Origin of the sequence: Mycobacterium neglectum (assembly GCF_002591975.1) — a bacterium.
In the GTDB taxonomy this organism is placed as follows: Bacteria; Actinomycetota; Actinomycetes; order Mycobacteriales; family Mycobacteriaceae; genus Mycobacterium; species Mycobacterium neglectum.
This window is the reverse complement of the sequence record NZ_NVQE01000025.1, coordinates 34,248-59,027: the sequence shown is the minus strand read 5'-3', so window position 1 is coordinate 59,027 and position 24,780 is coordinate 34,248. Positions and strand designations below refer to the sequence as shown.

Here is a 24,780-nt window from a genome sequence, read left to right as displayed (position 1 = left end):
AGGAGTGAACTAGGCCGCACGGTGCTTGATCGCGGGGTGATGACGTTCGCGAGATTACGCGGCAGAAGACCGATATGTCCATAAGCAATACGCTGTATCTGAAATCCTGAACAGGCAAATAACGAAGAAAACTGCATCTTGCGTTCGATGATGTATCTTGCTAGTACTGTGTTGTACATCGCAGCGGTGATATCGCAGGGTCCCCCGGGACAGGCTTGTCCACGCGGATGTGATCGAGCACGGCCACGACTTGAGAAGGGTTGAGATGGAGATCGGAATTTTCCTCATGCCGGCGCACCCGCCGGAGCGGAGCCTGTACGACGCCACCCAGTGGGACCTCGACATCATCGAGCTCGCCGACCAACTTGGCTACGTCGAAGCCTGGGTGGGCGAGCACTTCACCGTGCCGTGGGAGCCGATCTGCGCGCCCGACCTGTTGTTGGCACAGGCGCTGCTTCGCACGAAGACGATCAAGGTCGCACCCGGCGCACACCTGCTGCCCTACCACCACCCCGTCGAGTTGGCGCACCGCGTCGCGTACTTTGACCACCTTGCCCAGGGCCGCTTCATGCTCGGCGTCGGTGCCAGCGGTATCCCAGGCGACTGGGCGCTGTTCGATGTGGACGGCCACAACGGTGAGCACCGCGAGATGACCCGCGAAGCGCTCGAGATCATGTTGCGCGTCTGGACCGAGGACGGGCCGTGGGAGCACCGCGGAAAGTACTGGAACGCCAACGGGATCGCACCGATGTACGACGGTTTGATGCGCCGTCACATCAAGCCCTTTCAGGCGCCGCACCCGCCCATCGGCGTCACCGGGTTCAGTGCGGGCTCCGAAACTCTCAAACTCGCGGGCGAACGCGGCTATATACCGATGAGCCTCGACCTCAACACCGACTACGTTGCCACGCACTGGGACGCGGTCCTCGAGGGCGCAGAACGCAGCGGCCGCACCCCCGATCGCCGCGACTGGCGACTCGTGCGCGAAGTCGTGGTGGCAGAAACCGACGAGAAGGCGTTCCGTTACGCCGTCGACGGCATGCTCGGGCGAAACATGCGTGAGTACGTGTTGCCGACCTTCAAGACCATGGGCATGACGAAGTTCTACAAGCATGACCCTTCGGTGCCCGATTCCGATGTCACGCCGGAATACCTGGCGGAGAACACGTTCGTGGTCGGATCGGTCGAGACGGTGGTGGACAAGCTGGAGGCCACCTATGACCAGGTCGGCGGATTCGGCCATCTGTTGGTGCTGGGATTCGACTACAGCGAGAACCCCGGTCCGTGGAAGGAATCGATGCGGCTATTGGCCGAGGAGGTCATGCCCAGGCTCAACGCGCGCATCGCGAAAAAGCCGGCAACCGCGATCGTCTGAGCTCAGGAAGGGGCAGCTGGCATGGAGACTTGTCAGATCACCATCCGTTATTCGGATGGCACCCAGAAGGACATGCCGGTGCAGCGGGATCAGTCGATCCTGGATGCGGCGGAGGAGCACGGCGTCGCCATCGTCAACGAATGTCAAAGCGGGATCTGCGGCACCTGCGTCGCGACCTGCGTCTCCGGCGACTACGAGATGGGGCGCACCGAAGGGCTCTCCGATGTGGAGCGGGCGGCGCGAAAGATATTGACGTGCCAGACCTACGCGGAAACGGATTGCCAAATCGACCTGCAGTACCCGGTCGACGACAACGCGGCACGGCTGGTCACCGGACACGGCGTGGTGACCACCGTGAATCAGCTGTCAACGACGACCGCCATTCTGCGCGTGGATGTTTCGGGCATGGACGACGCGATCGTATACAGGGCCGGTCAGTTCGCCCAGTTACGGGTTCCCGGCACCGACGCGTGGCGCAACTACTCCTACGCGCATCCCTCCGACGGCCGCGACGAGCTGGAGTTCATCATCCGGCTGCTGCCCGACGGGGTGATGTCGGACTACCTGCGTGACCGCGCGCAACCGGGTGACCGTATCGCGTTGCGGTGCAGCAAGGGCGGCTTCTACCTGCGTCCCGTGGTGCGACCCGTGATATTGGTCGCGGGCGGCACCGGACTGTCGGCGATCCTGGCGATGGCTCAGAGCCTTGACGCCGACATCGGGCAGCCCGTCCACCTGCTGTACGGCGTGACCTCCTCCGATGACTTGTGCAAGCTCGACGAACTCGACGCGCTCACGCAACGCATCCCCGGCTTGACGTCGCAGATCATCGTGTCCCAACCGGCAGCGGACTGGGATGGTCCGGTCGGGCTCGTCACCGACCTACTGGATGCGCGGATGCTGGACGACGGAGATGCCGACATTTACCTCTGCGGTCCGGCGGCAATGGTCGAATCGACTCGAAACTGGCTGGACAACAACGGTGTCCACCGCATCGGCCTGTACTACGAGAAGTTCGTACCCAGTGGTTCGGCGCGCCGGAGAACCCCACCGTATCTGGACTACACCCAGCTCGATCTGCCGGACGTGCGACGACGCGGCCGCGGCACCGCCGTTGTCATCGGCGGCAGCATTGCGGGGATCGCCGCGGCCAAGGTGCTCAGCGACTCGTTCGAAAAGGTGATCGTCCTCGAGAAGGACGGCCGTCACTCGCGCCGGGAGGGCAGGCCCGGCGCGGCACAGGGCTGGCATCTGCACCACCTGCTGACCGCGGGACAGATCGAGCTCGAACGCATCTTTCCCGGCATCGTCGACGACATGGTGCGTGAGGGCGCGTTCAAGGTCGACATGGCCGATCAATACCGCATTCGATTGGGCGGTACCTGGAAGAAGCCCGGCACCAGTGATATTCAGATCGTCTGTGCCGGACGTCCGCTGCTCGAATGGTGCGTGCGGCGCCGGTTGGACGGCGAACCACGCATCGAATTCCGCTATGAGTCGGAGGTGGGCGACATCGTCTACGACCGCGGCAGCAACACCGTCATCGGTGTCGCGGTGGACCGCGACGGCGAATTGAACGTGATACCCGCCGAGTTCGTCGTGGATGCCTCGGGTAAGAACACCCGCATCCCGGAGTTCCTGGACCGCAGCGGGATCGGTGCCCCCGAAGTCGAGCAGGACATCATCAATTGCTTCTATTCCACCATGCAGCATCATGTGCCACCGGAGCGTCAGTGGCAGGACAAGGTGATGGTGATCTGTTACGCGTACCGGCCCTATGAGGACACCTACGCCGCGCAGTACTACACGGACAGCTCGCGCACCATCCTGTCCACGTCGCTCATCGCGTACAACTGTTACTCACCCCCGCGCACCGTACAGGAGTTCCGTCAGTTCGCCGACCGCATGCCCTCGCCAGTGGTGGGTGAGAACATCGACGGACTGGAGCCGGCGTCGCCGATCTACAATTTCCGCTATCCCAACATGCTTCGGCTCCGGTACGAGAAGAAGCGCAACCTTCCGCGCGCATTGCTCGTGGTCGGCGATGCCTACACCAGCGCCGACCCCGTTTCAGGGCTCGGTATGAGCCTGGCGCTCAAGGAAGTACGCGAGATGCAGCTGCTGCTGGACAAATACGGTGCGGGACACCAAGAGCTACCGCGGCGCTACTACCGCAAGATCAGCCGGATGGCCGATACCGCCTGGTTCGTGATCCGCGAGCAGAACCTGCGTTTCGACTGGATCAAGGACGTGGCCGACAAGCGCCCGTTCTACTTCGGTGCGCTCACCTGGTACATGGATCGGGTACTGGAACTGGTCCACGACGATCTCGACACCTACCGAGAGTTCCTCGCGGTCGTGCATCTGGTCAAGCCGCCCGCGGCGCTGATGATGCCGAAGGTCGCCGGCCGGGTGCTCGGCAAGTGGGCTCGCACGAGATTGTCGGGGCAGAAGACACTGATCGCGCGCAACTACTCCGACCGCACCGTGCCGGCTGCCGATCACATGATCCGAACCGACGAAATGGCAGTCGGTTTGGCCGGCACTCCCACACACTGAACAGCAAGCAGAGAGGCGACTGAGATGGGCCAGATTCATCGGATGCTCGACTGCCGCGGCACCCGGATCCACGCCGTGGAAGAGGGTGAAGGGCCGCTGGTGGTATTGATCCACGGGTTTCCCGAGTCGTGGTACTCCTGGCGGCACCAGCTTCCCGCGCTTGCCGAGGCAGGCTACCGCGCGGTCGCCATCGACCAGCGTGGCTACGGGAGCTCGTCGAAATATCGCGTGCAATCGGCCTATCGCATAAAGGAATTGGTCGGCGACATACTCGGCGTCATCGACGCCTACGGCGAGCAGCAGGCGATAGTGGTCGGGCATGACTGGGGCGCGCCGGTCGCCTGGACATTTGCCTGGCTGCACCCCGATAGATGCGCAGGCGTGGCCGGACTCAGCTGCCCCTTCGCCGGGCAGGGTGTGATCGCGTTGCCCGGCAGTCCCTTCGGGGAGCGGCGTCCGAACGACTATCACCTCGAGATCGCCGGGCCGGGCAAGGTCTGGTACCAGGATTACTTCTCGGCGCAGGACGGCATCATCGCCGAGATCGAAGAGGATCTGCGCGGCTGGTTGGTGGGGCTCACCTACACGGTGTCCGGGGACGGCGTGAGCGCCGCCACCCGGGCAGCCGAGGCGGCCGGGGTCGACCTGGCGGCCATGGACCCGCTCGACGTGATCCGTGCGGGTCCGTTGTGCATGGACGAAGGCGCACGGCTCAAGGACGCCTTCACCTATCCGGAGAAGTTGCCCGACTGGTTCACCGAGGAGGACGTCGACTTCTACACCGGCGAGTTCGAACGGTCGGGCTTTGGCGGACCGCTGAGCTTCTATCACAACATCGACAACGACTGGCATGACCTGGCCGATCAGGCAGGTACGCCGCTGACCCCGCCCGCGGTGTTCATCGGCGGGCAATACGACGTCGGTACCACATGGGGCCTCGAAGCCATCGAACGCGCCGACGAGGTGATGCCGAACTACACCGGCACCCACATGATCGACGATGTCGGGCACTGGATCCAGCAGGAGGAGCCAAAGGAGATCAACCGGCTGCTACTCGATTTCCTGCACGGGCTGCGCTGAGATACAACGACATGGAACCCATCAGCACCCGCCCTCCCGATGACGCGGAACTACGCCGGGTCTTCGGATGCTTCCCGTCCGGTGTGATCGCCGTCTGCGCGACCATCGACGGTGAGCCGGTCGGGATGGCGGCGAGCTCGTTCACCTCGGTTTCGGTTGCCCCGCCCTTGGTGTCGATCTGCGTGCAGAACACCTCGACCACGTGGCCGAGGTTGCGGCGTCGTGCGAAGCTGGGGGTCAGTGTGCTGGCCGAGGACCATGGCGATGCCTGCCTGAGCCTGTCGCGCAAGGTCGGCGACCGGTTCGCGGGGGTGCGCTGGAGCGAGCAGTCCGGCGGGGCCGTGTTCGTCCACGGTGCGACGGCGTGGCTGGACTGCCGCCTGCACAGCGAACTTCCCGCTGGCGACCACACCATCGCCCTGCTGGAGATCAGCGGGCTGAGTGCCGATCCCGGCACTCCGCCACTTGTCTTCCACGGCAGCCGGTTTCATCGACTCGCCATGGCAGGCGCGTCAGGTGCGGGCGGATGAGAACCGCCGATATTCGTGTGCGGCGCGCCATTGCGGCGGTCGGCGCAGGCCGCCCGGTCGTCGTCACGGACGGCGCCGCACAGGGATACCTGGTCTTCGCCGCCGAGGCCGCGACGCCCAAATTGCTGGCCTTCACCGTCCGGCATACCTCGGGCTACGTTCGAGTTGCACTGCCGGGCAGCGAGTGCGACCGGCTCGACTTACCGCCGATGTGTCACGGCGGGCGACCGGGCGTCTCCCATCGGGTGGCAGTCGACTCTTCTAGCGCAGGCACCGGCATTTCGGCGACCGATCGCGCCGGCACCATCGCGGCGCTCGCTGCGGAATCTTCGTCGGCCACCGACTTCCGGCGGCCGGGTCACGTGGTGCCGGTACTAGCCGGCGACGACGGGGTGTTGGGGCTGCCGGCACCCGCCGAGGCCGCGGTGGACCTCGCCCGGCTTGCGGGCCGTCGACCCGCAGGAGTGCTGTGCGAGATCATCTCGGGCGAGCCGGGTGGCGCGATCGCCGATGTCGCCGGGTCGATCCAGTTCGCCGACCGGCACCAACTGAGCATGATCTCGATCGCCGACCTCGCGCAGTATCGCCGCCGCACCGAACCGCAGGTCGTCCGGTCGGCCGAGACGATCCTTCCCATGAGAGCCGGAATATCTCGTGCCATCGGTTTCCGCGACGTACACCCGACCGCTGCTGGCGGCGAGCATCTGGTCGCAATCATCGGCGCTGCAGGATCAGATCAGGCGATGCCGCTGCACGTGCACGTCGAATGTGTCACCGGAGATGTTTTCGGGTCGACGGCCTGCCGATGCGGCGATGATCTCGACCGCGCGGTGACGACGATGACCCGAAGGGGCAGCGGCATGATCGTGTACCTGCGTCCTCCGGGGCGCCTGCGGGCGTGCGGCCTGCTCGCCCGTGAAGTCATGGGGGCGGAGCGGGTTTCACAGATCGTGGCATGGATCCTGCGCGATCTCGGTGTTCATTCGGTCAGGTTGTCCGATGACGCACCGGGGTTCGGCCTCGTGATGTTCGGGGCGATACGCGAACACGGCTTGCAGGATGCTCGGCGCTCAGTCTTGGCGGTCGCGGGTTGAGAAACGTTATGGCTCAAAAACAATCGCAAGGGACCTTATGACGCACTCAGACCTGGCCGGAAAGGCCGCGATTGTGACTGGTGCAGGGGCCGGGATCGGCCTTGCGATCGCGCAGCGCCTCGCCGACGAGGGCTGCCTCGTGCTGTGCGCCGACATCGACGGTGGCGCGGCCGAAGCCGCGGCGGTGAAGATCGGCGGCGGCGCAATCGGTCACCAGGTCGACGTCAGCGATGAGGGACAGGTCGTCGGCATGGTCGAGGCCTGCGCCGCCGAGTTCGGTGGCGTCGACAAGCTCGTGGCCAATGCGGGCGTCGTTCATTTCGCCCCGCTCACCGACACCACCGTCGACGACTTCGATCGGGTCATCAGAATCAACCTGCGTGGCGCGTGGCTGTGCACCAAACATGCCGCGCCCAAGATGGTCGACCGAGGCGGCGGCGCCATCGTGAACATGTCATCGCTGGCGGGCCAGATCGCTGCGGCCGGCTCCGCCGCATACGGCATGTCGAAGGCCGGGATCATCCACCTCAGCCGCGTCACCGCCGCCGAATTGCGCTCGAGCAACGTGCGTTCCAATGCGGTGCTGCCCGCATTCGTCGACACATCGATGCAGCAGACCGCGATGACGATGTTCGACCAGGCGCTCGGCGACGGAGGTGCGAGCACGATGATCGACCGACTTCAGGGCCGGATGGCCGGCCCCGAGGAGATCGCGGCCGTCGTGGCCTTCCTGCTGTCGGACGACGCGGCGATGGTGAACGGGACGGCTCAGCTGGCCGATGGCGGAACGCTCTGCGCGCTGTGGTGACGTCGGCTGGTCACGATTGACAGTGCGAGGGCGGTGATCTCATCCTCGACACCGGCGTAACGCCTCAGGTGCCAGGTCCGGACAGCGTCGTCGATGAAGTTGATCGCGGCCGCGACGAGCAGTCGCGCCTGTGGGGTGCTGGTCTCGGGAATCTGCTTGCGGACGAGGTCGATCCACACCGCCTCGCGGTCGGCCTGGTTACGTGTGTAGCCGTCGTTCACCTCGGTCGATGCGTGTGAGAGCTCGGTGATCGACACCGAAACGAGGTCGGGGTCGTCAAGGCTGATGCGAACGCGGCCCTCGACGAGTGCCCGCAGGCGTCCGGCAACATCCTGATCGCCGCGCAACGCGCGGATGCTTTCGAGGTTCCACCACTCATCGAGCCGCCGGATGAGCGCATCGAGGATCGCCTGTTTGGACGAAAACGTACGGTACAGACCGGGTCCCGCAATTCCCGCGCCCTTCCCGATCTCGCTGGTGCTGACGGCCGGGTACCCCCGAGCACGGAACAGGCGTGCACCGGTGGCCAGCAAGGTCTCGTGCCTGGAGAACAGCGCACGTGCGTCGTCCGGCGCCGTATCGAGCGGCTCCAGGTCGCGCACCGGCGGGGTCAGTGCCGCCGCCATGCACGCCCGCGAAAGGAGCTCGGTCAGCTCATCTCCCGGCAGCGTCAGGTTGTGGCGGCCGAGGCTCGTCAGCGTGCTGGCCACCGCCCAGGCGCGGAGCTCGGTGTGCGCGGGGCTCAAACCACCGGTCTCGAGCCGGACACCTTCATGCATCCCCGCGACGATCGCGTTGATGCGCCTGCGCACCTCGGCTCGCTCGGCGTCGTCGAGGTAGCGAGCCTCCCGCTGCCACAGCACCGACAGCGACCGCGACGCAACGGCCGCGGCGATCAGGTCGGGTAATTCGACGCTCAGTGGCCCAGGTGTGGAAGTGGCGTCGCTCTGGGAGACCAGGCGGGCGCTCTGGTACTGCTCCTGGCCCGTCCGGATGGACGCGGCCAGCAAGGCCTGCTTGTTGTCGTAATGGCGATACAGCGCGCGGGCGGTGACACCGGCCGCTTCGGCGATGTCCTCGAGCTTGACGGAATGAAAGCCGCGTTCGATGAACAGCCGGACGGCCTGCTCCAGGATCTGCTGCTTTCGATCCTTCGGCCTGCGCTTGACGGTCGAGACCGCGGGCTCCACCGCGAGTCGCCCCCCTTCTCGCTTGTTCGAACCACCAAATCCTGCCAGACGCCTCGGCTTCGCGGCGGAGGCGACCTGCGGTGGTGCGGGGGACGGTTCGGGTGCCACGTCGGTGCCGGGGTGCTGTCGAATGTCTTAGAGCTTGAAACCGCTCTGGCCTTCAAAGTCCGCCAGATCGAAATAGTCGGAGAAGCGCGTGATTTTGCCGTTCTTGACGACGAACACCCCGTTGACGGGTAGGACGACCTTGGTGCCGTCGTTCATGGTGAAGTAGTCCACCCGCTCGGCGAGCACCAGGCCCGGTTCGGCCGCCAGCGTGACGATATCGAGCTTGGCTTCGGAGAACGCGTCCAGGAACGCCTGAAAGATCGCGCGGATTCCGGCGATGCCCTCGATCGGCTTGACGGGCACGTTGTGATAGACGGCGTCGTCGGCGAAGGCACCGCAAATGGTGTCGAGGTCGCGACCCTCCCATGAACCCAGAAAGTCGCGGACGAGCTTCTCGCTGGCCTGCTTGGTGGCGGTCATGGGGATGCCTCCTCGGGTATCGAAGCGCGAGGCGGCCCAGCAGCCTCCGCCTCAACTGTGACGTACAGAACAGTACTATCAAGATACATCACCAAGCACAAGTCGCCCTTGTCATCGTGATTTATCTATTTGGCATCACTGAAAGAGCGTATTAACTATGGACATAAACATCATCGGCCGCGTACCCTCTCGGGTGTCCCCGACCCACTACGACCCGTCCGGATGGCCGATATGAGCAGCTCCACTCGTCGCCGCGGCGTCGAACCCGTGTGGTTCGCGCGGGTGCTGCCACTCGTCGCCGCGGCGCCCTCGCGGGCTCACCAGCAAACTGGGGAAAGGCCGTTGCGAAGCGGTCCATGCCTCGTACGGGAGAGACATATACCTCTTTGTGGAAGCAGCAACCGGGCCGCAGAGGTCGATAGCGTTCCGCCTATGCCGGCCATCGATGACGATTTCTCGCGAATGCCGACGGTAGACACCTCAGAGGTGGCCGGCCGGCCGGTCGGACGTTCGCAGGATTGCCGCCTCCCGGCATCGGCGCAGCCGGCTTCGACATGGTGATGTTCGCGGAATCGGCGACCAAGCCGGTTCGGGCCGTCGGCGGATTCTTCGCCATGTCGCTGGACACCTTTGCGTTGATGTTCAAGCCGCCGTTCGCGTGGCGCGAGTATTTGGCTCAGTGCTGGTTCGTGGCGCGGGTGTCGACGCTGCCCGCGGTGTTGATGACGATCCCGTGGGCAGTGATATCGGGGTTTCTTTTCAATGTCTTGCTGGCCGATATCGGCGCCGCGGACTTTTCCGGCACTGGCGCTGCCATCTTCACGGTGTCGCAGAGCGGACCCATAGTCACGGTTTTGGTGGTCGCCGGCGCGGGTGCCACGGCGATGTGCGCCGATCTGGGTGCGCGAACCATTCGTGAGGAACTCGATGCGTTGCGGGTGATGGGCATCAACCCGATCCAGGCGCTCGTGGTCCCGCGCGTACTCGCTGCCACCACGGTGTCGCTGGCGCTGAGCTCGGTGGTGATCATGACGGGTCTTGTCGGCGCGTTTCTCTGCTCGGTGTTTCTCATGGACGTTTCGGCGGGTGCGTGGGTGGCGGGTCTGACGACGCTGACCCACGTCGCCGACGTCATCATTTCGATGATCAAGGCCACGCTGTTCGGGTTGACGGCCGGCTTGATCGCCTGTTACCAGGGCATCTCGGTGGGTGGGGGTCCGGCCGGTGTGGGTAGAGCGGTGAACGAAACCGTGGTGTTCGCCTTCATCGTGTTGTTCCTGACCAACATCATCGTCACCGCCGTCGGTGTCCCGTTCATGGTGTCGTGAGGTGAACTCATGACGGCGAGCGTTCCGAGTCGGCTTCATCCGCGGTTGCGGCGGACGAGAAATGCCTTGGTGAGCGGGTGGAATCAGATCGGCTCGCAGACGCGGTTCTACGCCACCACGCTGGCCGGGATTCCCGATGCGGTCATCAACTACCGCAGTGAATTGTTGCGGGTGATCGCCCAGATGGGGTTGGGCAGCGGGGCTCTTGCGGTGATCGGCGGAACGGTGGTGATCGTGGCGTTCCTGACGATGACCACCGGCGCCATCGTCGCGGTACAGGGCTATAACCAGCTGGCGTCAGTAGGTGTCGAGGCACTCACGGGGTTCGCGTCGGCATTTTTCAACACTCGCGAGATCCAGCCGGGGACGGTGATGGTGGCGCTGGCGGCCACCGTCGGCGCCGGAAGCACCGCTCAGCTGGGCGCGATGCGGATCAGTGAGGAGATCGATGCGCTCGAGGCCATCGGTATCCGCACCGTGAGCTACCTGGCATCCACCAGGGTGCTGGCCGGGGTGATTGTCGCGGTTCCGTTGTTCTGCATCGGGCTGATGACGGCATATTGGGCCGCTCGTATCGGCACCACCGCCATCTACGGCCAGGGTTCGGGCGTCTATGACCACTACTTCTATACGTACCTCAGTCCAACCGACGTGTTGTGGTCGTTGGCCGAGGTGGCAGCGGTTGCGCTGATGATCATGTTGTTGTGTACCTATTACGGCTACACCGCGCGCGGCGGGCCTGCGGGGGTTGGTGAGGCCGTCGGACGTGCCGTACGTGCTTCGATGGTCATCGCGTCCATCTTGATCGTGATCATGACACTGGCCATTTATGGCCAGTCCGGCGACTTCCACCTGGCTGGTTAGCGGGATGAAGCGCAGGGCAGGAACACACCGCATCGCCAGTGCCTGGTGGACGCTCATCTTGTTGACGGCGATCGTCGTGTTCCTGGCGGTGACCGCGGCGTCGTTTCGGGGCAGCTTCACGTCGTACGTGCCCGTGACGCTGACGTCGGATCGAACCGGGCTGGTGATGGAGACCAACGCCGATGTCATGTTGCGTGGTGTCCAGGTCGGCCGGGTGAGCCAGATCGGCGGCGGTACGGACGGGGCCAGTCTGAAGCTGGAGATCGAGTCGGACCAGATCCGCTACATCCCGGCCAACGTGGGAGCGCAGATCAGTGCCACCACCGCGTTCGGCACCAAATTCGTCGAGCTCGTGTATCCGCCCAATCCGAGCGCCAAGCGGCTGACCGCCGGCGCCGTGCTGCGTTCGACGAATGTGAGCACAGAGATCAACACGGTCTTCGAAAACGTTGTCGAGCTGCTGAAGCTGGTTGATCCGCTCAAGCTGAACGCGGTGCTGACCGCAGTGGCCGACGGCGTGCGCGGACAGGGCCCGCGGATGGGCCAAGCCGCCACAGATCTCAATGAGGTCTTGCTGGCCCTCAACGCGCGCGCCGAAACCATCGGAGGCAACTGGCGCTCGCTCAAGAGATTCGCCGACACCTATGACGCAGCCGCCAACGACATCGTGGCCATCCTGGACGCTGTCAGCACCACCAGCGCTACCGTCACCGACCACGCCGCCGCATTGGATGGGTTGCTGCTGAACGTCATCGGTTTGTCGCAGGCCGGCACGAACCTGCTTGCCACAAGCAAGGACGATCTCGTCGAGGCGGTCAACACCCTCGAGCCGACGACGAACCTGCTGCTGCAGCACAGCCCCGTGTACACGTGCTTCCTGAAGGGCACCACGTGGTATCTCGACAACGGCGGCTATGCGGCGTGGGGCGGCGATGGCCGCACTCTTCAGCTCGATGTGGCCTTGTTGCTGGGTAACGATCCCTACGCGTACCCGCAGAATCTGCCGATCATTGCCGCCAAGGGCGGACCCGGCGGAGCGCCGGGGTGCGGATCGCTACCCGACGCCACCAAAAACTTCCCGGTGCGCCAGCTGATCACCAACACCGGCTGGGGGACCGGCCTGGACATTCGGCCCAACCCCGGTATCGGACATCCCTGCTGGGCGAACTACTTCCCAGCGACCCGCGCTGTACCGGAGCCGCCCAGCATTCGCCAATGCCTTCCGGGCCCGGCGATCGGGCCGGTGCCCTACCCCGGGGCGCCGCCGTATGGCGCGCCGCTGTACGGGCCGGGCGGGGTGCCGTTGTGGCCGGGAGTGCCGCCGGCGGCCCCGGGACCGGGCCCGGCGCAACTCGATCACAACGGGCAGGGCCCACCGTGATCGCCATCATCCGCACCGTCGTCGCCGGGACCGTCGACCATCCGCACACGCAGGAGAAAAGCCATGGCTGATCTCAGGGGCACCATTTGGCGGTTGGGCATCTTCATGGCTGTCTGCCTCTTCGTCTCGTTCCTGACGTTGGCGATCTTCGGGCAGTTTCGCTTCGACGCGGGCAAGAGCTACTACGCCGAGTTCAGCAACGTCTCGAATCTGCGCACGGGCACGATTGTGCGGATCGCCGGGGTGGAGGTCGGCAAGGTCGAAAACATCTCCATCAACCCCGATGCGACGGTGCGGGTCGGGTTCTTCGCCGACGAGTCGGTCGTGCTCACGCAGGGCAGTCGGGCAGTGATCCGTTATGACAACCTGTTCGGTGATCGCTACCTGGCGCTGGAGGAAGGCACCGGCGGACTCGAGACATTGCGTCCAGGTCAGACCATCCCGCTGACTCGCACCCAACCCGCGCTGGATCTGGATGCGGTGATCGGTGGCTTCAAGCCGCTGTTTCGGGCGCTGAACCCGGAGCAGGTCAACGACCTGACCCAGCAGTTGATCGAGGCGTTCGAGGGGCAGGGCCCCGCGATCGGGACGTTCCTGCAGCAGGCCGCGGTGGTGACAAATACCTTGGCTGACCGTGACCTGCTGATCGGGCAGGTGATCGACAACCTCAACGTGGTGTTGGGGTCGCTGGGCGGTCAGAGCGACCGGCTGGACAAAGCCGTGACATCGCTCTCCGAGCTGATCGGCAGCCTGGCCGAACGCAGGACCGATATCTCGAACGCGGTGGCCTATACCAATGCCGCCACCGGTTCGCTCGCTGACCTGCTGGCGCAGGCCAGGGCGCCGTTCCAGAAGGTGGTCGCCGAGACCGACCGGGTGGCCGGGATCGCCCTGGCTGACCACGAATACCTCGAAAATCTGCTCCAGACGCTGCCGGACCGGTATCAGGCCCTGGTGCGGCAGGGGATGTATGGCGACTACTTCAGCTTCTACCTCTGCGATGTGGTGCTCAAGCTCAATGGCAAGGGAGGCCAGCCGGTGTATGTCAAGGTGGCCGGTCAGAGCACGGGGCGGTGCGCGCCCAAGTGAGATCATTCTCCGAACGCAGCCCCTTACTCATCGGCGCCGTCGGCCTCGTGACCGTCGTCGCGATGGTGCTGGCCGCACTGCAGTGGCAGAAGCTGCCCTTCCTCAACTCGGGCAGGGAGTACTCGGCCTATTTCGCCGACGCCGGCGGGCTGAGCACGGGTGCCGGTGTAGAAGTCTCCGGCTTCGTGGTTGGCGACGTCTCGGCCATCGAACTCAACGAGACCGGTGTACTTGTCACATTCAAGATCGGCGCCGATGTCCGGCTGGGCGACCGCACCGAGGCTGCGATCAAAACCAAGAGCCTGCTGGGCGCCAAGATCATTGACGTGACACCGCGTGGGGATGGGCAGCTCGACGGTGCCATCCCGCTCGATCGCACGGTGTCGCCGTACCAGTTGCCCGATGCCCTCGGTGACCTCGCCACCACGATCAGCGGCCTGAACACCGGCCAGCTGTCTGACTCGTTGGCCACCCTGGCCCAGACCTTTTCGGCCACCCCGCCGGATCTGCAGGACGCGGTGGCGGGCGTGGCGCGGTTTGCACAGACGCTCAACACGCGCGACGCCCAACTGCGCAGGCTGCTGGACAACGCGGCCCAAGCGACGGGGGTGCTGGCCAAACGCACCGACCACATCGTGAGTCTGGTGAAAGACACCAATGCGCTGCTGGCGGCGCTGCGAACACAGAGCGCCGCATTGGACCAGATTTGGGCAAACATCTCGGCGGTGTCGCGGCAGCTACACGGGTTCATCGCCGAGAACCGTCAGCAGCTGCGGCCGGCGCTGGAAAAGCTCAACGGAGTCCTGACAATCATCGACGACCGCAAGGAACGCGTGCAGCAGGCCATCAAACTGATCAACACCTACGTCATGTCGCTTGGCGAATCGCTTTCCTCCGGACCGTTCTTCAAAGCCTATGTGGTCAACCTCTTTCCGGGTCAGTTCGTGCAACCGTTCGTCGACGCGGCGTTTTCGGATCTGGGATTGGATCCGGCCACGTTGCTGCCCTCAGAGCTGACCGACCCGCCGACCGGACAGCCGGGGACCCCGGCGTTGCCGGTGCCCTACCCGCGGACTGGCCAGGGCGGGGAACCGAGGCTGAACCTGCCCGACGCGATCACCGGCAAACCCGGCGATCAGGCGTGCGGGCCCCAGGGAATTGCGTTGCCTGGCCCCGGCTGCTACCCCTACCGCCAGCCGCTGCCGGCGCCGCCCGCCGGTGGCCCGCCACCGGGACCGCCCGCAGCGGCCCCGCCCGGGTTGGCCTCCACCCCCGAGCCGACTCCATCGCCGGTATACGTGCCTGCCCCGGGCGAGGCGCCGCCCGTCCAGCAACCGGGAGCCCGATCATGATGACCGTGGTGAGGTCGCCCCGAACCGCCCGAATCGTCCTGGCGACGGCACTTGTGCTGATCTTGGCCGCGGGTCTGTTCGTCGCGGTACGCATTCCCGCGCAGATCGCCCGAACGACGGTAGTCGCCTACTTCGAGAACAGCACCGGGGTATTTGCCGGGGACCACGTGCTCGTTCGCGGCGTACCGGTCGGCAAGATCGAAGCGATAGAACCGCAGCCCGAGCGGGCCAAGGTCACGTTCTGGTTCGACAGCAAGTACAAGGTCCCTGCCGATGCCAAGGCCGTGATCCTGGCACCGCAGCTGGTGACCGGCCGGACGATCCAGCTCACACCGCCCTACACCGGCGGTCCGACGATGGCCGACGGCGCGGTGATCCCGGCCGACCGGACCGCGGTCCCTGTTGAGTGGGACGATCTACGCGACCAACTCGAGCGGCTGACCGAGCTGCTCAAGCCCACCAAGCCCGGCGGCGTGAGCACACTGGGTGCGCTCATCGACACCGCCGCAGACAACCTGCGTGGGCAAGGTCCAACGATCCGAGACACCATCATCAAACTGTCGCAGACGGTTTCGATCCTCGGCGACCACAGCAACGACATCTTCGCCACGTTCAAAAACCTCTCGACGCTGGTGTCCGCATTGAGCGACAGCGCCGATCTGCTCGAAGCGCTCAACCACAACCTGGCCGCGGTGACCGCACTGCTGGCCGACGACCCGAACAAAGTCGGCTACGCGGTCGAGGACCTCAACGCGGTCGTGGCCGACGTGGGTGACTTCGCCGCCGAGAACACCGAGGCGATCGGCACCGCGTCCGACACGATGACCTCGATCACCCGCGTACTGGTTGAAAGCCTCGACGACATCAAGCAGACGTTGCACATCGCCCCCTCGACGTTGCAGAACTACAACAACATCTACGAGTCGGCCAACGGTTCACTGACGGGCGCGCTGGCCATCAACAACTTCGCGAACCCGGTCTCCTTCCTGTGTGGTGCAATTCAGTCGGCATCCCGCCGGGGTGCTGACCAATCGGCGAAACTGTGCGCGCAGTATTTGGCGCCGATAGTGAAGAATCGGCAATTCAACTTTCCGCCGTTGGGCGAGAACCTCTTCGTCGGCGCGCAGACGCGACCGAATGAAGTCACCTACAGCGAGCCCTGGATGCGGCCTGACTTCGTGCCGCCGGCAGCAGATCCGCCGCCCGGCGTCCCCTTGCCCGCAGAAGCGTCCGACGCGGCGTTCACAGCGGCGCGGGCCACCGACCCCACCCACGGCCTGCCCGGGATGATGGTGCCTGCAGGAGGTGGCCCGTGACACGGCGACGCTTTCAGCGGATAGCGACCAACCTGATCCTGGTCATGATCGTGGCTGCGATGCCCGGCTGCGGCTGGCGCGGCCTGAATTCGTTACCCCTGCCCGGCACGCAGGGCACCGGCTCGGACTCTTTCCTGATCCAGGCACAACTGCCTGACGTCAACAACATTGAGCCGAACTCGCGGGTGCGGGTTTCAGACGTAACCGTCGGCCATGTCACCAAAATCGAACGCCAAGGGTGGCACGCATTGCTGAGCATGCGCTTGAACGGTGACGTCAACCTGCCCGCCAATGCCACCGCCAAGATCGGCACAACCAGCCTGCTGGGTTCCTTGCACATCGAGCTTGCGCCGCCAACGAACGAACCGCCACAGGGCAGGCTGCGAGACGGCTCGCTCATTCCGCTGCAACAGGGCGGTTCCTACCCGAGCACCGAGCAGACGCTGGCGGCGTTGTCGATGGTGCTCAACGGCGGTGGCCTGGGCCAGGTACAGGACATCACCGAGGCGTTCTCCACCGCGCTTCGGGGACGCGAGCAAGACGTACGAAGCTTGATCGCACAGCTGAGCGAATTCACCGGCCACCTCAACGACCAGACCGACGACATCATCGCGGCCACCGAAAGCCTCAACAGCCTGGTCGGGAAATTCGCCGTACAGCAGCCCGTCCTGGACCGTGCGCTGGCCACCGTCCCCGACGCGCTGGCAGTGCTCAACTCCGAACGGGACAACCTGGTGCAAGCGGCTGATGAGCTCGGCAAGTTCAGTGCACTGGCCGTCGACACGGTCGATCAGACCAAGGAGAACTTGGTGAAGGAACTGAGGCAGGTCGGACCGGTGTTGGAGTCGCTGGCAAACGCCGGTCCCAGCCTGACCCGGGCTCTCAGCCTGCTGCTGACTTTCCCGTTTCCGAATGAAACCTTCCAAAACTTCCAACGCGGTGACTACGCCAATCTGACCGCCATCGTCGATCTCACCCTCAGCCGTATCGACCAGGGCATCTTCACCGGTACGCGATTCGAGTGCGAACTGACCGAGCTCGAGCTCCAGTGGGGCCGAACCATCGGCCAGTTCCCCAGCCCCTGCATGGCCGGTGGTCCGAACGGGCCCGGCAATCCGCTGGCGATTCCCTACCGATGGGATCAGGGGCCTTAACATGCGCTTGAACCGACGGATAAGAATCCAGCTGGCCATCTTCACGGTCGTTGCGCTCGGCACGGTTGCGTTGATGGTGCTGCACTTCATCCAACTGCCCGCCATGTTGTTCGGCGTCGGCCGGTACACCGTGACGATGGAACTGCCGAAATCCGGTGGGCTATATGAATCCGGCAACGTCACTTATCGCGGTACCAAAGTCGGCCGGGTCGAGACGGTGCGGCTGACCGATAGCGGCGTCGAGGCGGTGCTGTCACTGAAATCCGGCATCGACATCCCCTCAGACCTTCGAGCCGAAGTGCACAGCCAATCCGCGGTCGGTGAATCCTATGTCCTGCTGCTACCCCGCAACGGCACCTCAGCGCCGCTGCAGAACGGTGACGTGATTGCACTCGCCGACACCTCGGTGCCGCCGGACGTCAACGCGCTGCTCGCCGCTGCAAACACCGGTCTGCAGGCCATACCGCGCGACAACCTCAAAACTGTGATCGACGAGTCCTACACCGCGGTAGGTGGTCTCGGCCCAGAGCTGTCCCGGGTGGTCCAGGGCGCCTCCACCCTGGCCATCGACGCCCGTAAGAATCTCGACCCGCTGACCACGCTGATCGACCAAGTCCAGCCCGTGTTGGATTCGCAGACCGACACCTCCGCTGCGATTCAGGCATGGGCATCGCAACTGGCCACGGTGACCGCCGAATTGCAGACCCACGACGAGGCGGTTGCCGGCGTCATCGTCAAGGGCGGCCCAGCGGCAGCGCAGGTGCGCGGACTGGTCGACCGGCTGCAGCCCACCTTGCCGATCCTGATGGCCAACCTCGTCAGTGTGGGGCAAGTCGCGCTCACCTACCAGGACAGCATCGAACAACTGCTGGTGGTGTTCCCCCAAGCCATCGCCGCCGGGCAGGCCGGGATCCTCGGCAACCTCAACACCAAACAGGACTACAAGGGCCAATATCTGAGCTTCAACCTGAACCTCAACCTGCCGCCACCGTGCACCACGGGGTTTCTGCCGGCCCAGCAACAGCGCGTTGCCGCGTTGGAGGATTATCCTTCGCGTCCGGCCGGTGACCTCTACTGCCGCGTCCCGCAAGAGTCACCATTCAACGTGCGCGGAGCTCGTAACATCCCGTGCGAAACCGTGCCGGGAAAGCGCGCGCCGACGGTCAAGCTATGCGAGAGCGACGAAGTCTTCGTGCCGCTCAACGACGGATTCAACTGGAAGGGGGACCCCAATGCCACGTTGTCGGGGCAGGCCATCCCGCACTTGCCGCCCGAGCCTGCGTCTGCCGTCGCGCCGCCGCTAGCCGCGGCCGAATACGACCCGGCGACCGGGAGCTACATCGGACCCGACGGCAAGCGGTACACCCAATCGGATCTCGCAAAGGGTGCGCCGGAGAACAAGACATGGCAGACGATGCTGTTGCCCCCGGGGAACTGATTGATCGGGCGTGCCGCGAATACTCCGCGGGCGTCAGGTGCTCTCAGGTAGACCGCCCCCAAGTCGGCGAGAACAACGTATCGGTCTTGCTTGGTCGCGTCCGCGTGCACGGAGCCGGCGCGAGCGTGCACGCTATGAGGCGTTGAGGCGCCATAGTCGATACGTCCACGGAAGGTCGTAGCAGACCACCCAAACCGTGTACGGTGCGAGCGCAGAACGCGATGGACGATCTCCGGACACCGATGCTTGAAGCAGACTCAGTGGGACGAGAAACGCAATAATTCCCAGGAAAGCTTCGCGCGGGCTCCGCCGGCCGAAGAGCAAAACATTCCATAACTCATTGCCGCCGAGCACCACCATCGCAAGCCGATACGACCGGCGGTCACTTTGAATCACACTGCGATGGAGTACTACGCCCATCAAGGCGTAGTAGGTGAGGCCGACAATGTAGAAGCCGGGCATCGGCAGTTGCATCGCCGGTCGGCGCAGCGCCGAGAACCACTCCATTGATTTGCCGCCGACGAAGGCATTGCCCAGAACGGCTGCAGCCATCACTGGAAGCACAGTCTTGGCGAGCCGGGCCTTGTGCACGGGGGGACCTTACCTACGAGGCGGAACTTGGGAGTTCGTTTGGTTCAGCGGCCTGGCCGCCGACAGTTGGATCGCGAGATCGGCAAGGTTGCTGTTAGGCCAGGAACGTTCGTATTGCGCCGATGATGTCGGCTTGAGCTTCGCCGATCCAGTAGAGGTGTGTCGGAGTTGTCGTCTCGTGCAGATGGGCGTGCGGGATCGTGTCAACGAAGTTCTCCGCATGCTGAAATGACACACCGCCGTCACTGCGAGACGCCGTGACGAGAGTCGGAACTGCTACCTGTCTCTGGGTGTGCGCGCGGTAAGCGCTCAACCGGCCGTTGGCCTGGCCGAGGTCGTTGAGGAATCCGTGACCGGATTCCATCGCAGTGAACAACGCCCGCGCGGCAATCCGGTCGGTTTCAGACATTTGCGGCCACCACTGATCAGCGCGCAGCCGCGTCAGCGACTTCATCATCATCTTGAGCCCGACATCGCGAGCCACGATCCGGCGGATGGCAGCCCACGTGGTCTTCTCGATCGCGGGCCCGAAGACCAGTGGCGCGGCGACACGTTCGAGCCAGGTGTCCGGGTAGGGCAGCGCCGAAGGTGCGCAACTGTGCAGGATCAGCCTTGGGGCCAGCTCAGTTGTCGAGATGGCGGTGTGGATCGCCTGCAATCCGCCGAACGACACTCCGACGACAGCGGCTGAACGCTGAACTCCCAACAGCCGGCATGTTTCGACGACCAGTGTCGTGAACTCAGCGGCGGTCAGGGGTCCGACGTCGGTGCCGCCGTACCCGGGCCGCGAGAAGCGCAACACCCCGTGTCCGAGCTGCGTGTAGAGGTGTTCGCCGATCGGTGTTGCCGCGGTCGTGTGTCCGCCGCCGAACAGCAGCACCGGCGGCTTCTCCCCGGCCGAGTAGTGGACCTCAACGGGTCCACCGCTGGTGCCCACGATCTGGGTGGTCGTCACGCGTCCATGATGGCGGCCGCACGGTGGTGGTGGTGGGGCTAACCGTCATCGGCCACGATGCGAAGCGCGCCTGACGGGCACATCCTCACCGCATTGCGCACGACCTTCTCCTCGCCGGCGGTCACGCGTTCGGAAGCAAGCACAACGATGCCGTCGTCGTCCTGATCGAACGTGCCGTCCGCCGTCATCACGCAGACCCCCGCGCCCATACAAATCTCACGGTCGCCTGCGACTCTCATCGGGTGAACGCCTGCAGCGTCAGCGCCGAGTTCATGAAGTCACGGAAGTACAACCAGCGGCCGCCGCGCATTGTGATGATGTGCGCGAACTCCGATTCCCATTCGTAACCCGTGTCGAGGCGGCGGAATCGTTGGCGGCCCCACGACGCCAGCTCGTCGCCCTGGGCGATGAACTTCCACGCCTCCATCTCGGTGATGGCGATCGATTCCCCAACTCTGGTGAAGAACGTCACGGCCTCGTCGAAGCCGCGGTAGTCGCCCGCGTAGGGAATGCCTTCGGTCCCGTAGTAGGTGATGCGCACTTCCGGATCAAGCAGATCCAGTGCGGTTTGGAGATCACCCGCAGGCACCGCAGCGTAGATGGCCTTCGTCGCCGCGATATTGGCGGCCTCTTCGGGAGTCATGACAGATGAAGGGGGAGACGGACATAGGCGTGGGTCAGCAGGCTGGCGGTCTGCTTGGTTCCCGGATCGTCGGTGAGTGCGATCGTCTGATACCGATCGAGCACCGCGTTGATCACCGCCACGACCTCCAGGCGGGCCAGCGACGCGCCGAGGCAGAAGTGCAGGCCGTGTCCCATCGAGAGCTGCTGGCGGATGTTGGGCCGGTCGACGTCCAACTTGCCGGGGTCTTCGAACACTTCCGGATCTCGATTGGCCGAACCGAAAAACAGTGCGACCCAGTCACCTTTGCGGATCAACTTGCCGCCGACCTCGACATCACGGGTGGCGATGCGGAACAGACGCTGTGGCGGTCCGTCGACCCGCATCGACTCTTCGACAAAGACGTTCACCAGTGTGCGGTCGGCGCGCATCCGCTCAGTGACCTCGGGTTCGCGGGCCATCGCCTGCAGCAGATTGCCGATCAGGAACGTGGTCGTTTCGCTGCCCGCGACCACCAGCGTCACACAGAATCGGACGATCTCTTCGGGGGTGAGCCGTTGCCCATCGACGGCGGCGCGTAGCAGCGCCGAGATGAGGTCCTCGGCGTCCTCGACATCGTCGGTGGGTGTGCGCTCCGCCAGCCGGGCCGTGTGTTCGGCTAGCCGGGTGGCGAAGGTCATCACCATCTCCTCATTGCTCGCGATGCGCTCCTCGGGCGTCAGCGATGACGAGAGCATGAAGGCGTTGGCCCACTTCTTGAATCGGACGTGATCTCCGTCGGGCAATCCCAACAGGCGCACCATCGCGCGGGTCGGAATCTCGGCGGCGAATTCCATCACCTCGACGTCGCCGCTGCCGAGGTCGTCGAGCAGGCGCGGCACCAGTTCGTCCAGCCAGCCTTCGAGACGCTTGACCCGGCGCGGCGAGAACGCCTGGCTGACCAATTTTCGTTCGACTTCGTGTTTGGGCGGGTCGGTGTTGACCAGCATGAGGCTCGGCGCCGACGAGGCCTCCTGGAGCGGATCCCGTGACGAGAACGTCGTGCTGTCACGTGCCGCCTCGAAGATCTGGTCATAGCGGAACAGCGCCCACGCAGTGACCGGTTCATCGGCACCGGGAATGGTCCCCGGCGGCCAGTCACGGTAGCCCGGGACGGGCGAGAGCGCCCGGAGCTTGTTGTACAGCGGATACGGATCGGCGATGCCCTGGGGCGTGGTCAGAAGATCGAGGGCCGAGACGGTCGTTGATGACATGGGAAATAGCCTCTGCCAGCGACCCGGGCAAATCGATCCCCCGTTGGGGAGGACTCGTACCCCCTTATGAGGTGAATTGGCGGTTCCGGCCGCACCTGCGGACCTTTCGGAGGACAGTCTTGGTGGTGAGCGTTGTGAGCGAACAGGCCGATGCGCCCGCGATCGGCACTCTGACCGACGGTAACCACCCCGGCTGGGCGTCTCGCCCGGCCAAGGACACCGAGGCGGCGCGCCGTTATCGGGAGGCCTTCCAGAGCTGCGAGATCGACCCCTCGGAGGACCCGATGGCGGTGGTGGCCGAGGCTGTCGACGCCAAGGCGACCGTGGTGCGCAACGCGTTGGAAGGACTCGGTGACGAGAACGCGCTCACCGCACTTGATTCCCTGCTCGACCTGTCATCGCTGGAACGCGAGCTGATCGAGGACGGAGCGAGGCGGCGCACTTTCGCGCTGCTGGCTGTGCAGGAAGCCCTGAGCAAGCTGCGCGTTGTCGACGACGTCGCCACGATCGTCGACCGCGCGCCGCGCGAACTGGTCGAGTCGTGTGGGTTCGATCGCGCCGTGCTCTTCCGCGTCCATGAAGGCCGGATGGTCATGGAGGCCGCCTATTTCGGCGAAGACACCGAGGGTGCGGAGAAGATGGTCGCCTTTGCGCAATCAGTGGCGCCGCCCCTGAACCACATGTTGCTCGAGACCCAGATGATCCGCCGCCGCGCGCCGGCGATCGTGCGCGATGCCCTCAACGATCCGCGCGTGAACCGCCCGATCATCGATTTCTCGCTTACCCACGCCTATGTGGCGGCGCCGGTGATGCCGACGGGCAAGGTGATCGGATTTCTGCACGCCGATCGGCTCTACTCGGGCCGCATCGTCGACGAGATCGATCGCGACACCGTGTGGGCATTCGCGGAGGGCTTCGGCTACGCCTACGAACGCACTGTTCTCCTCGAGCGCATGCGCCGCCAGCGTGCAGAAGTCCGCCGCGCGTTGGCCTCTGCAGACGAGGCCGCCCGCGCCCTACAGGACGCAGATCTGGACCTCGCCAAGATCGAACCGGTCGAGCGCAGTCCGGCGGCACAGTCGCTGGCCGAGGTGCAGACCCGCGTCATGGCGATTCTGACCCGCCGCGAGATCGAGGTTCTTCGCCTGATGGCCGCCGGCCGTACCAATCAGCAGATCGCCGACGAGCTGGTGATTTCGGCAGGCACAGTGAAGTCCCACGTCAAACGGGTGCTGAGGAAACTCCACGCGACAAATCGCGCCGAGGCCGCCTCCGCGTACGTGCGGTTGGCGAGTATCCCCGCCGGTTAGCGGGGGTCCATCCCGGCCGCCCGGTAGCCGGCGTCGACGTAGGCCATGTTCTCCACCGAGTCGGCGAGATTCAGCGGCAGCGGCGCGCCGCGCAGGACATGGTCGGCGAACGCCTCCAGCTGATAGCTGTACGTGGTGCGGGTGCCGAGGTGCTCGACTGTGGTGCCCGCGGGTGTGCGGATGCTGACTCGGTCGTCATCTTGAGGCTTGATGAAGTTGTGCACCTTGACATCTCCCTTGGTGCCGACGATCTGAGTGGTGAAGTGGCGGTCGTCGGCCACCATCGAGTTGGTGCTCAATCCGGTCGCGCCGCCCGGGAAGCCAAGCTCGACATCACACCATGCGTCGATGCCCGGGCTGTGCTCCTTGGCGTGCGCCCGCACGATCGACGGATGCCCCAGCCGTCTCATGACGTGTAACCCGTAGCAGCCGAGGTCCATCAATGCGCCGCCGGCCAATTCGAGCGACCACCTCGGATCAGCGGCCTCCGGTTCGGGCATGGCCATGCGTACCTCGACGTGCGTGATCTCACCCAACGTGCCGTCATGGGCCAGCTCCAGGGCGCGGCGTGTCACCGGATGGAACAGGTAGTGAAAGCCTTCCACGACAGGGACACCGGCCTCTTCGGCGGCCGCTGCGACGCGCTGTGCCTCAGCACGGTTGCGGGCGAACGGTTTTTCGGTGAGCACCGGTTTACCCGCCGCTACCGCGGCGAGGTTCCACGGCGCGTGTAGCGCGTTCGCCAGCGGGTTGTAGACGACGTCGACGTCCGGGTCGTTGATCACGTCGTCGTACGAGGCCATCACGCGTTCCACGCCGTATTTGTCGGCGAACGCCCGTGCCCGTTGCGGATCGCGGGCTGCCACGGCGACCAGCCGGTGGCCGAGCTCGTGCGCCGGCGCGACGATGGCCGACTCGGCGATCCGAGACGCCCCGAGCACGCCGATGCGCAAGCTCATGCCA

At 64.8% G+C, this 24,780-nt stretch carries 23 protein-coding genes; 15 read left to right on the top strand and 8 right to left on the bottom strand.

The features are described 5' to 3' along the window. Positions 1 to 265: 265 nt before the first annotated feature. Genes CSQ99_RS19395 through CSQ99_RS19370 form a run of 6 tightly spaced genes read left to right on the top strand, consistent with a single transcriptional unit; the run spans position 266 to position 7,446 of the window. The gene (locus CSQ99_RS19395) at positions 266 to 1,375 is read left to right on the top strand and encodes an LLM class flavin-dependent oxidoreductase (RefSeq protein WP_099040639.1); all 1,110 of its coding nucleotides are present in this window, start codon (positions 266 to 268) and stop codon (positions 1,373 to 1,375) included. 21 nt (positions 1,376 to 1,396) lie between these two features. Further along, complete coding sequence (locus tag CSQ99_RS19390) at positions 1,397 to 3,934, top strand: FAD-binding oxidoreductase (protein WP_099040638.1); 2,538 nt, start codon at positions 1,397 to 1,399, stop codon at positions 3,932 to 3,934. 24 nt (positions 3,935 to 3,958) lie between these two features. Then, positions 3,959 to 5,014 (top strand): alpha/beta fold hydrolase, encoded by a 1,056-nt coding sequence (locus CSQ99_RS19385; protein WP_099040637.1) that lies wholly within the window; start codon positions 3,959 to 3,961, stop codon positions 5,012 to 5,014. A gap of 11 nt (positions 5,015 to 5,025) precedes the next feature. Continuing rightward, positions 5,026 to 5,544, top strand: a complete 519-nt coding sequence (locus CSQ99_RS19380; protein WP_099040636.1) for a flavin reductase family protein — start codon at positions 5,026 to 5,028, stop codon at positions 5,542 to 5,544. Further along, positions 5,541 to 6,638, top strand: a complete 1,098-nt coding sequence (locus CSQ99_RS19375; RefSeq protein WP_099040635.1) for a 3,4-dihydroxy-2-butanone-4-phosphate synthase — start codon at positions 5,541 to 5,543, stop codon at positions 6,636 to 6,638. Before CSQ99_RS19380 ends, CSQ99_RS19375 begins: the two co-directional genes overlap by 4 nt. Positions 6,639 to 6,675: 37 nt before the next feature. Beyond that, positions 6,676 to 7,446: an SDR family oxidoreductase gene (locus CSQ99_RS19370; protein WP_099040634.1), complete on the top strand. Its 771-nt coding sequence runs from the start codon at positions 6,676 to 6,678 to the stop codon at positions 7,444 to 7,446. Here CSQ99_RS19370 and CSQ99_RS19365 read toward each other — a convergent pair. Continuing rightward, positions 7,407 to 8,636: a TetR/AcrR family transcriptional regulator gene (locus tag CSQ99_RS19365; protein ID WP_099040633.1), complete on the bottom strand. Its 1,230-nt coding sequence runs from the start codon at positions 8,634 to 8,636 to the stop codon at positions 7,407 to 7,409. The genes CSQ99_RS19370 and CSQ99_RS19365 overlap by 40 nt on opposite strands. Positions 8,637 to 8,771: 135 nt before the next feature. After that, positions 8,772 to 9,164 (bottom strand): limonene-1,2-epoxide hydrolase family protein, encoded by a 393-nt coding sequence (locus CSQ99_RS19360; RefSeq protein ID WP_099040632.1) that lies wholly within the window; start codon positions 9,162 to 9,164, stop codon positions 8,772 to 8,774. A gap of 554 nt (positions 9,165 to 9,718) precedes the next feature. Here CSQ99_RS19360 and CSQ99_RS19355 point away from each other — a divergent pair. The 8 genes from CSQ99_RS19355 (at position 9,719) to CSQ99_RS19320 (ending at position 19,086) form a co-directional block, all read left to right on the top strand. Beyond that, the gene (locus CSQ99_RS19355) at positions 9,719 to 10,492 is read left to right on the top strand and encodes an MlaE family ABC transporter permease (RefSeq protein WP_099040631.1); all 774 of its coding nucleotides are present in this window, start codon (positions 9,719 to 9,721) and stop codon (positions 10,490 to 10,492) included. Positions 10,493 to 10,501: 9 nt separating this feature from the next. Next, the gene (locus CSQ99_RS19350; protein ID WP_099040630.1) at positions 10,502 to 11,356 is read left to right on the top strand and encodes an ABC transporter permease; all 855 of its coding nucleotides are present in this window, start codon (positions 10,502 to 10,504) and stop codon (positions 11,354 to 11,356) included. A gap of 4 nt (positions 11,357 to 11,360) precedes the next feature. Beyond that, positions 11,361 to 12,737, top strand: a complete 1,377-nt coding sequence (locus CSQ99_RS19345) for an MCE family protein (protein WP_099040629.1) — start codon at positions 11,361 to 11,363, stop codon at positions 12,735 to 12,737. Between the two features lie 63 nt (positions 12,738 to 12,800). Next, the gene (locus tag CSQ99_RS19340) at positions 12,801 to 13,826 is read left to right on the top strand and encodes a virulence factor Mce family protein (RefSeq protein WP_099040628.1); all 1,026 of its coding nucleotides are present in this window, start codon (positions 12,801 to 12,803) and stop codon (positions 13,824 to 13,826) included. Continuing rightward, positions 13,823 to 15,178, top strand: coding sequence for an MCE family protein (locus CSQ99_RS19335; protein WP_141562703.1), 1,356 nt, complete (start codon positions 13,823 to 13,825; stop codon positions 15,176 to 15,178). Before CSQ99_RS19340 ends, CSQ99_RS19335 begins: the two co-directional genes overlap by 4 nt. After that, positions 15,178 to 16,494 carry a virulence factor Mce family protein gene (locus tag CSQ99_RS19330; RefSeq protein WP_245908992.1) on the top strand — a complete coding sequence of 439 codons (1,317 nt, stop codon included), beginning with the start codon at positions 15,178 to 15,180 and terminating at the stop codon, positions 16,492 to 16,494. The genes CSQ99_RS19335 and CSQ99_RS19330 overlap by 1 nt, the downstream gene beginning before the upstream one ends. Before the next feature lie 44 nt (positions 16,495 to 16,538). Continuing rightward, a complete protein-coding gene (locus CSQ99_RS19325; protein ID WP_425437838.1) occupies positions 16,539 to 17,648 on the top strand; it encodes a virulence factor Mce family protein in 1,110 nt (369 codons plus the stop codon). A 1-nt stretch (position 17,649) separates the two neighbouring features. Further along, complete coding sequence (locus tag CSQ99_RS19320) at positions 17,650 to 19,086, top strand: MCE family protein (RefSeq protein ID WP_099040625.1); 1,437 nt, start codon at positions 17,650 to 17,652, stop codon at positions 19,084 to 19,086. 132 nt (positions 19,087 to 19,218) lie between these two features. On the opposite strand, the gene CSQ99_RS19315 is transcribed toward CSQ99_RS19320, so the two are convergent. The 5 genes from CSQ99_RS19315 to CSQ99_RS19295 form a co-directional block, all read right to left on the bottom strand. Continuing rightward, a complete protein-coding gene (locus CSQ99_RS19315) occupies positions 19,219 to 19,677 on the bottom strand; it encodes a TspO/MBR family protein (RefSeq protein WP_099040624.1) in 459 nt (152 codons plus the stop codon). A gap of 94 nt (positions 19,678 to 19,771) precedes the next feature. After that, positions 19,772 to 20,632: an alpha/beta fold hydrolase gene (locus tag CSQ99_RS19310; protein WP_099040623.1), complete on the bottom strand. Its 861-nt coding sequence runs from the start codon at positions 20,630 to 20,632 to the stop codon at positions 19,772 to 19,774. Positions 20,633 to 20,670: 38 nt separating this feature from the next. Continuing rightward, on the bottom strand, positions 20,671 to 20,871 hold the full coding sequence (locus CSQ99_RS19305) for a ferredoxin (protein ID WP_099040622.1): 201 nt from the start codon (positions 20,869 to 20,871) through the stop codon (positions 20,671 to 20,673). Continuing rightward, positions 20,868 to 21,275, bottom strand: coding sequence for a nuclear transport factor 2 family protein (locus CSQ99_RS19300; protein WP_176561101.1), 408 nt, complete (start codon positions 21,273 to 21,275; stop codon positions 20,868 to 20,870). The genes CSQ99_RS19305 and CSQ99_RS19300 overlap by 4 nt, the downstream gene beginning before the upstream one ends. After that, positions 21,272 to 22,507 carry a cytochrome P450 gene (locus tag CSQ99_RS19295; protein ID WP_099040621.1) on the bottom strand — a complete coding sequence of 412 codons (1,236 nt, stop codon included), beginning with the start codon at positions 22,505 to 22,507 and terminating at the stop codon, positions 21,272 to 21,274. The genes CSQ99_RS19300 and CSQ99_RS19295 overlap by 4 nt, the downstream gene beginning before the upstream one ends. Positions 22,508 to 22,629: 122 nt before the next feature. Here CSQ99_RS19295 and CSQ99_RS19290 point away from each other — a divergent pair, with 122 nt between their 5' ends. Beyond that, positions 22,630 to 23,817, top strand: a complete 1,188-nt coding sequence (locus tag CSQ99_RS19290; protein ID WP_099040620.1) for a LuxR C-terminal-related transcriptional regulator — start codon at positions 22,630 to 22,632, stop codon at positions 23,815 to 23,817. On the opposite strand, the gene CSQ99_RS19285 is transcribed toward CSQ99_RS19290, so the two are convergent. After that, positions 23,814 to 24,776 (bottom strand): Gfo/Idh/MocA family protein, encoded by a 963-nt coding sequence (locus CSQ99_RS19285; protein WP_099040619.1) that lies wholly within the window; start codon positions 24,774 to 24,776, stop codon positions 23,814 to 23,816. The two genes, CSQ99_RS19290 and CSQ99_RS19285, sit on opposite strands and share 4 nt — an antisense overlap. Between the last annotated feature and the right edge of the window lie 4 nt (positions 24,777 to 24,780).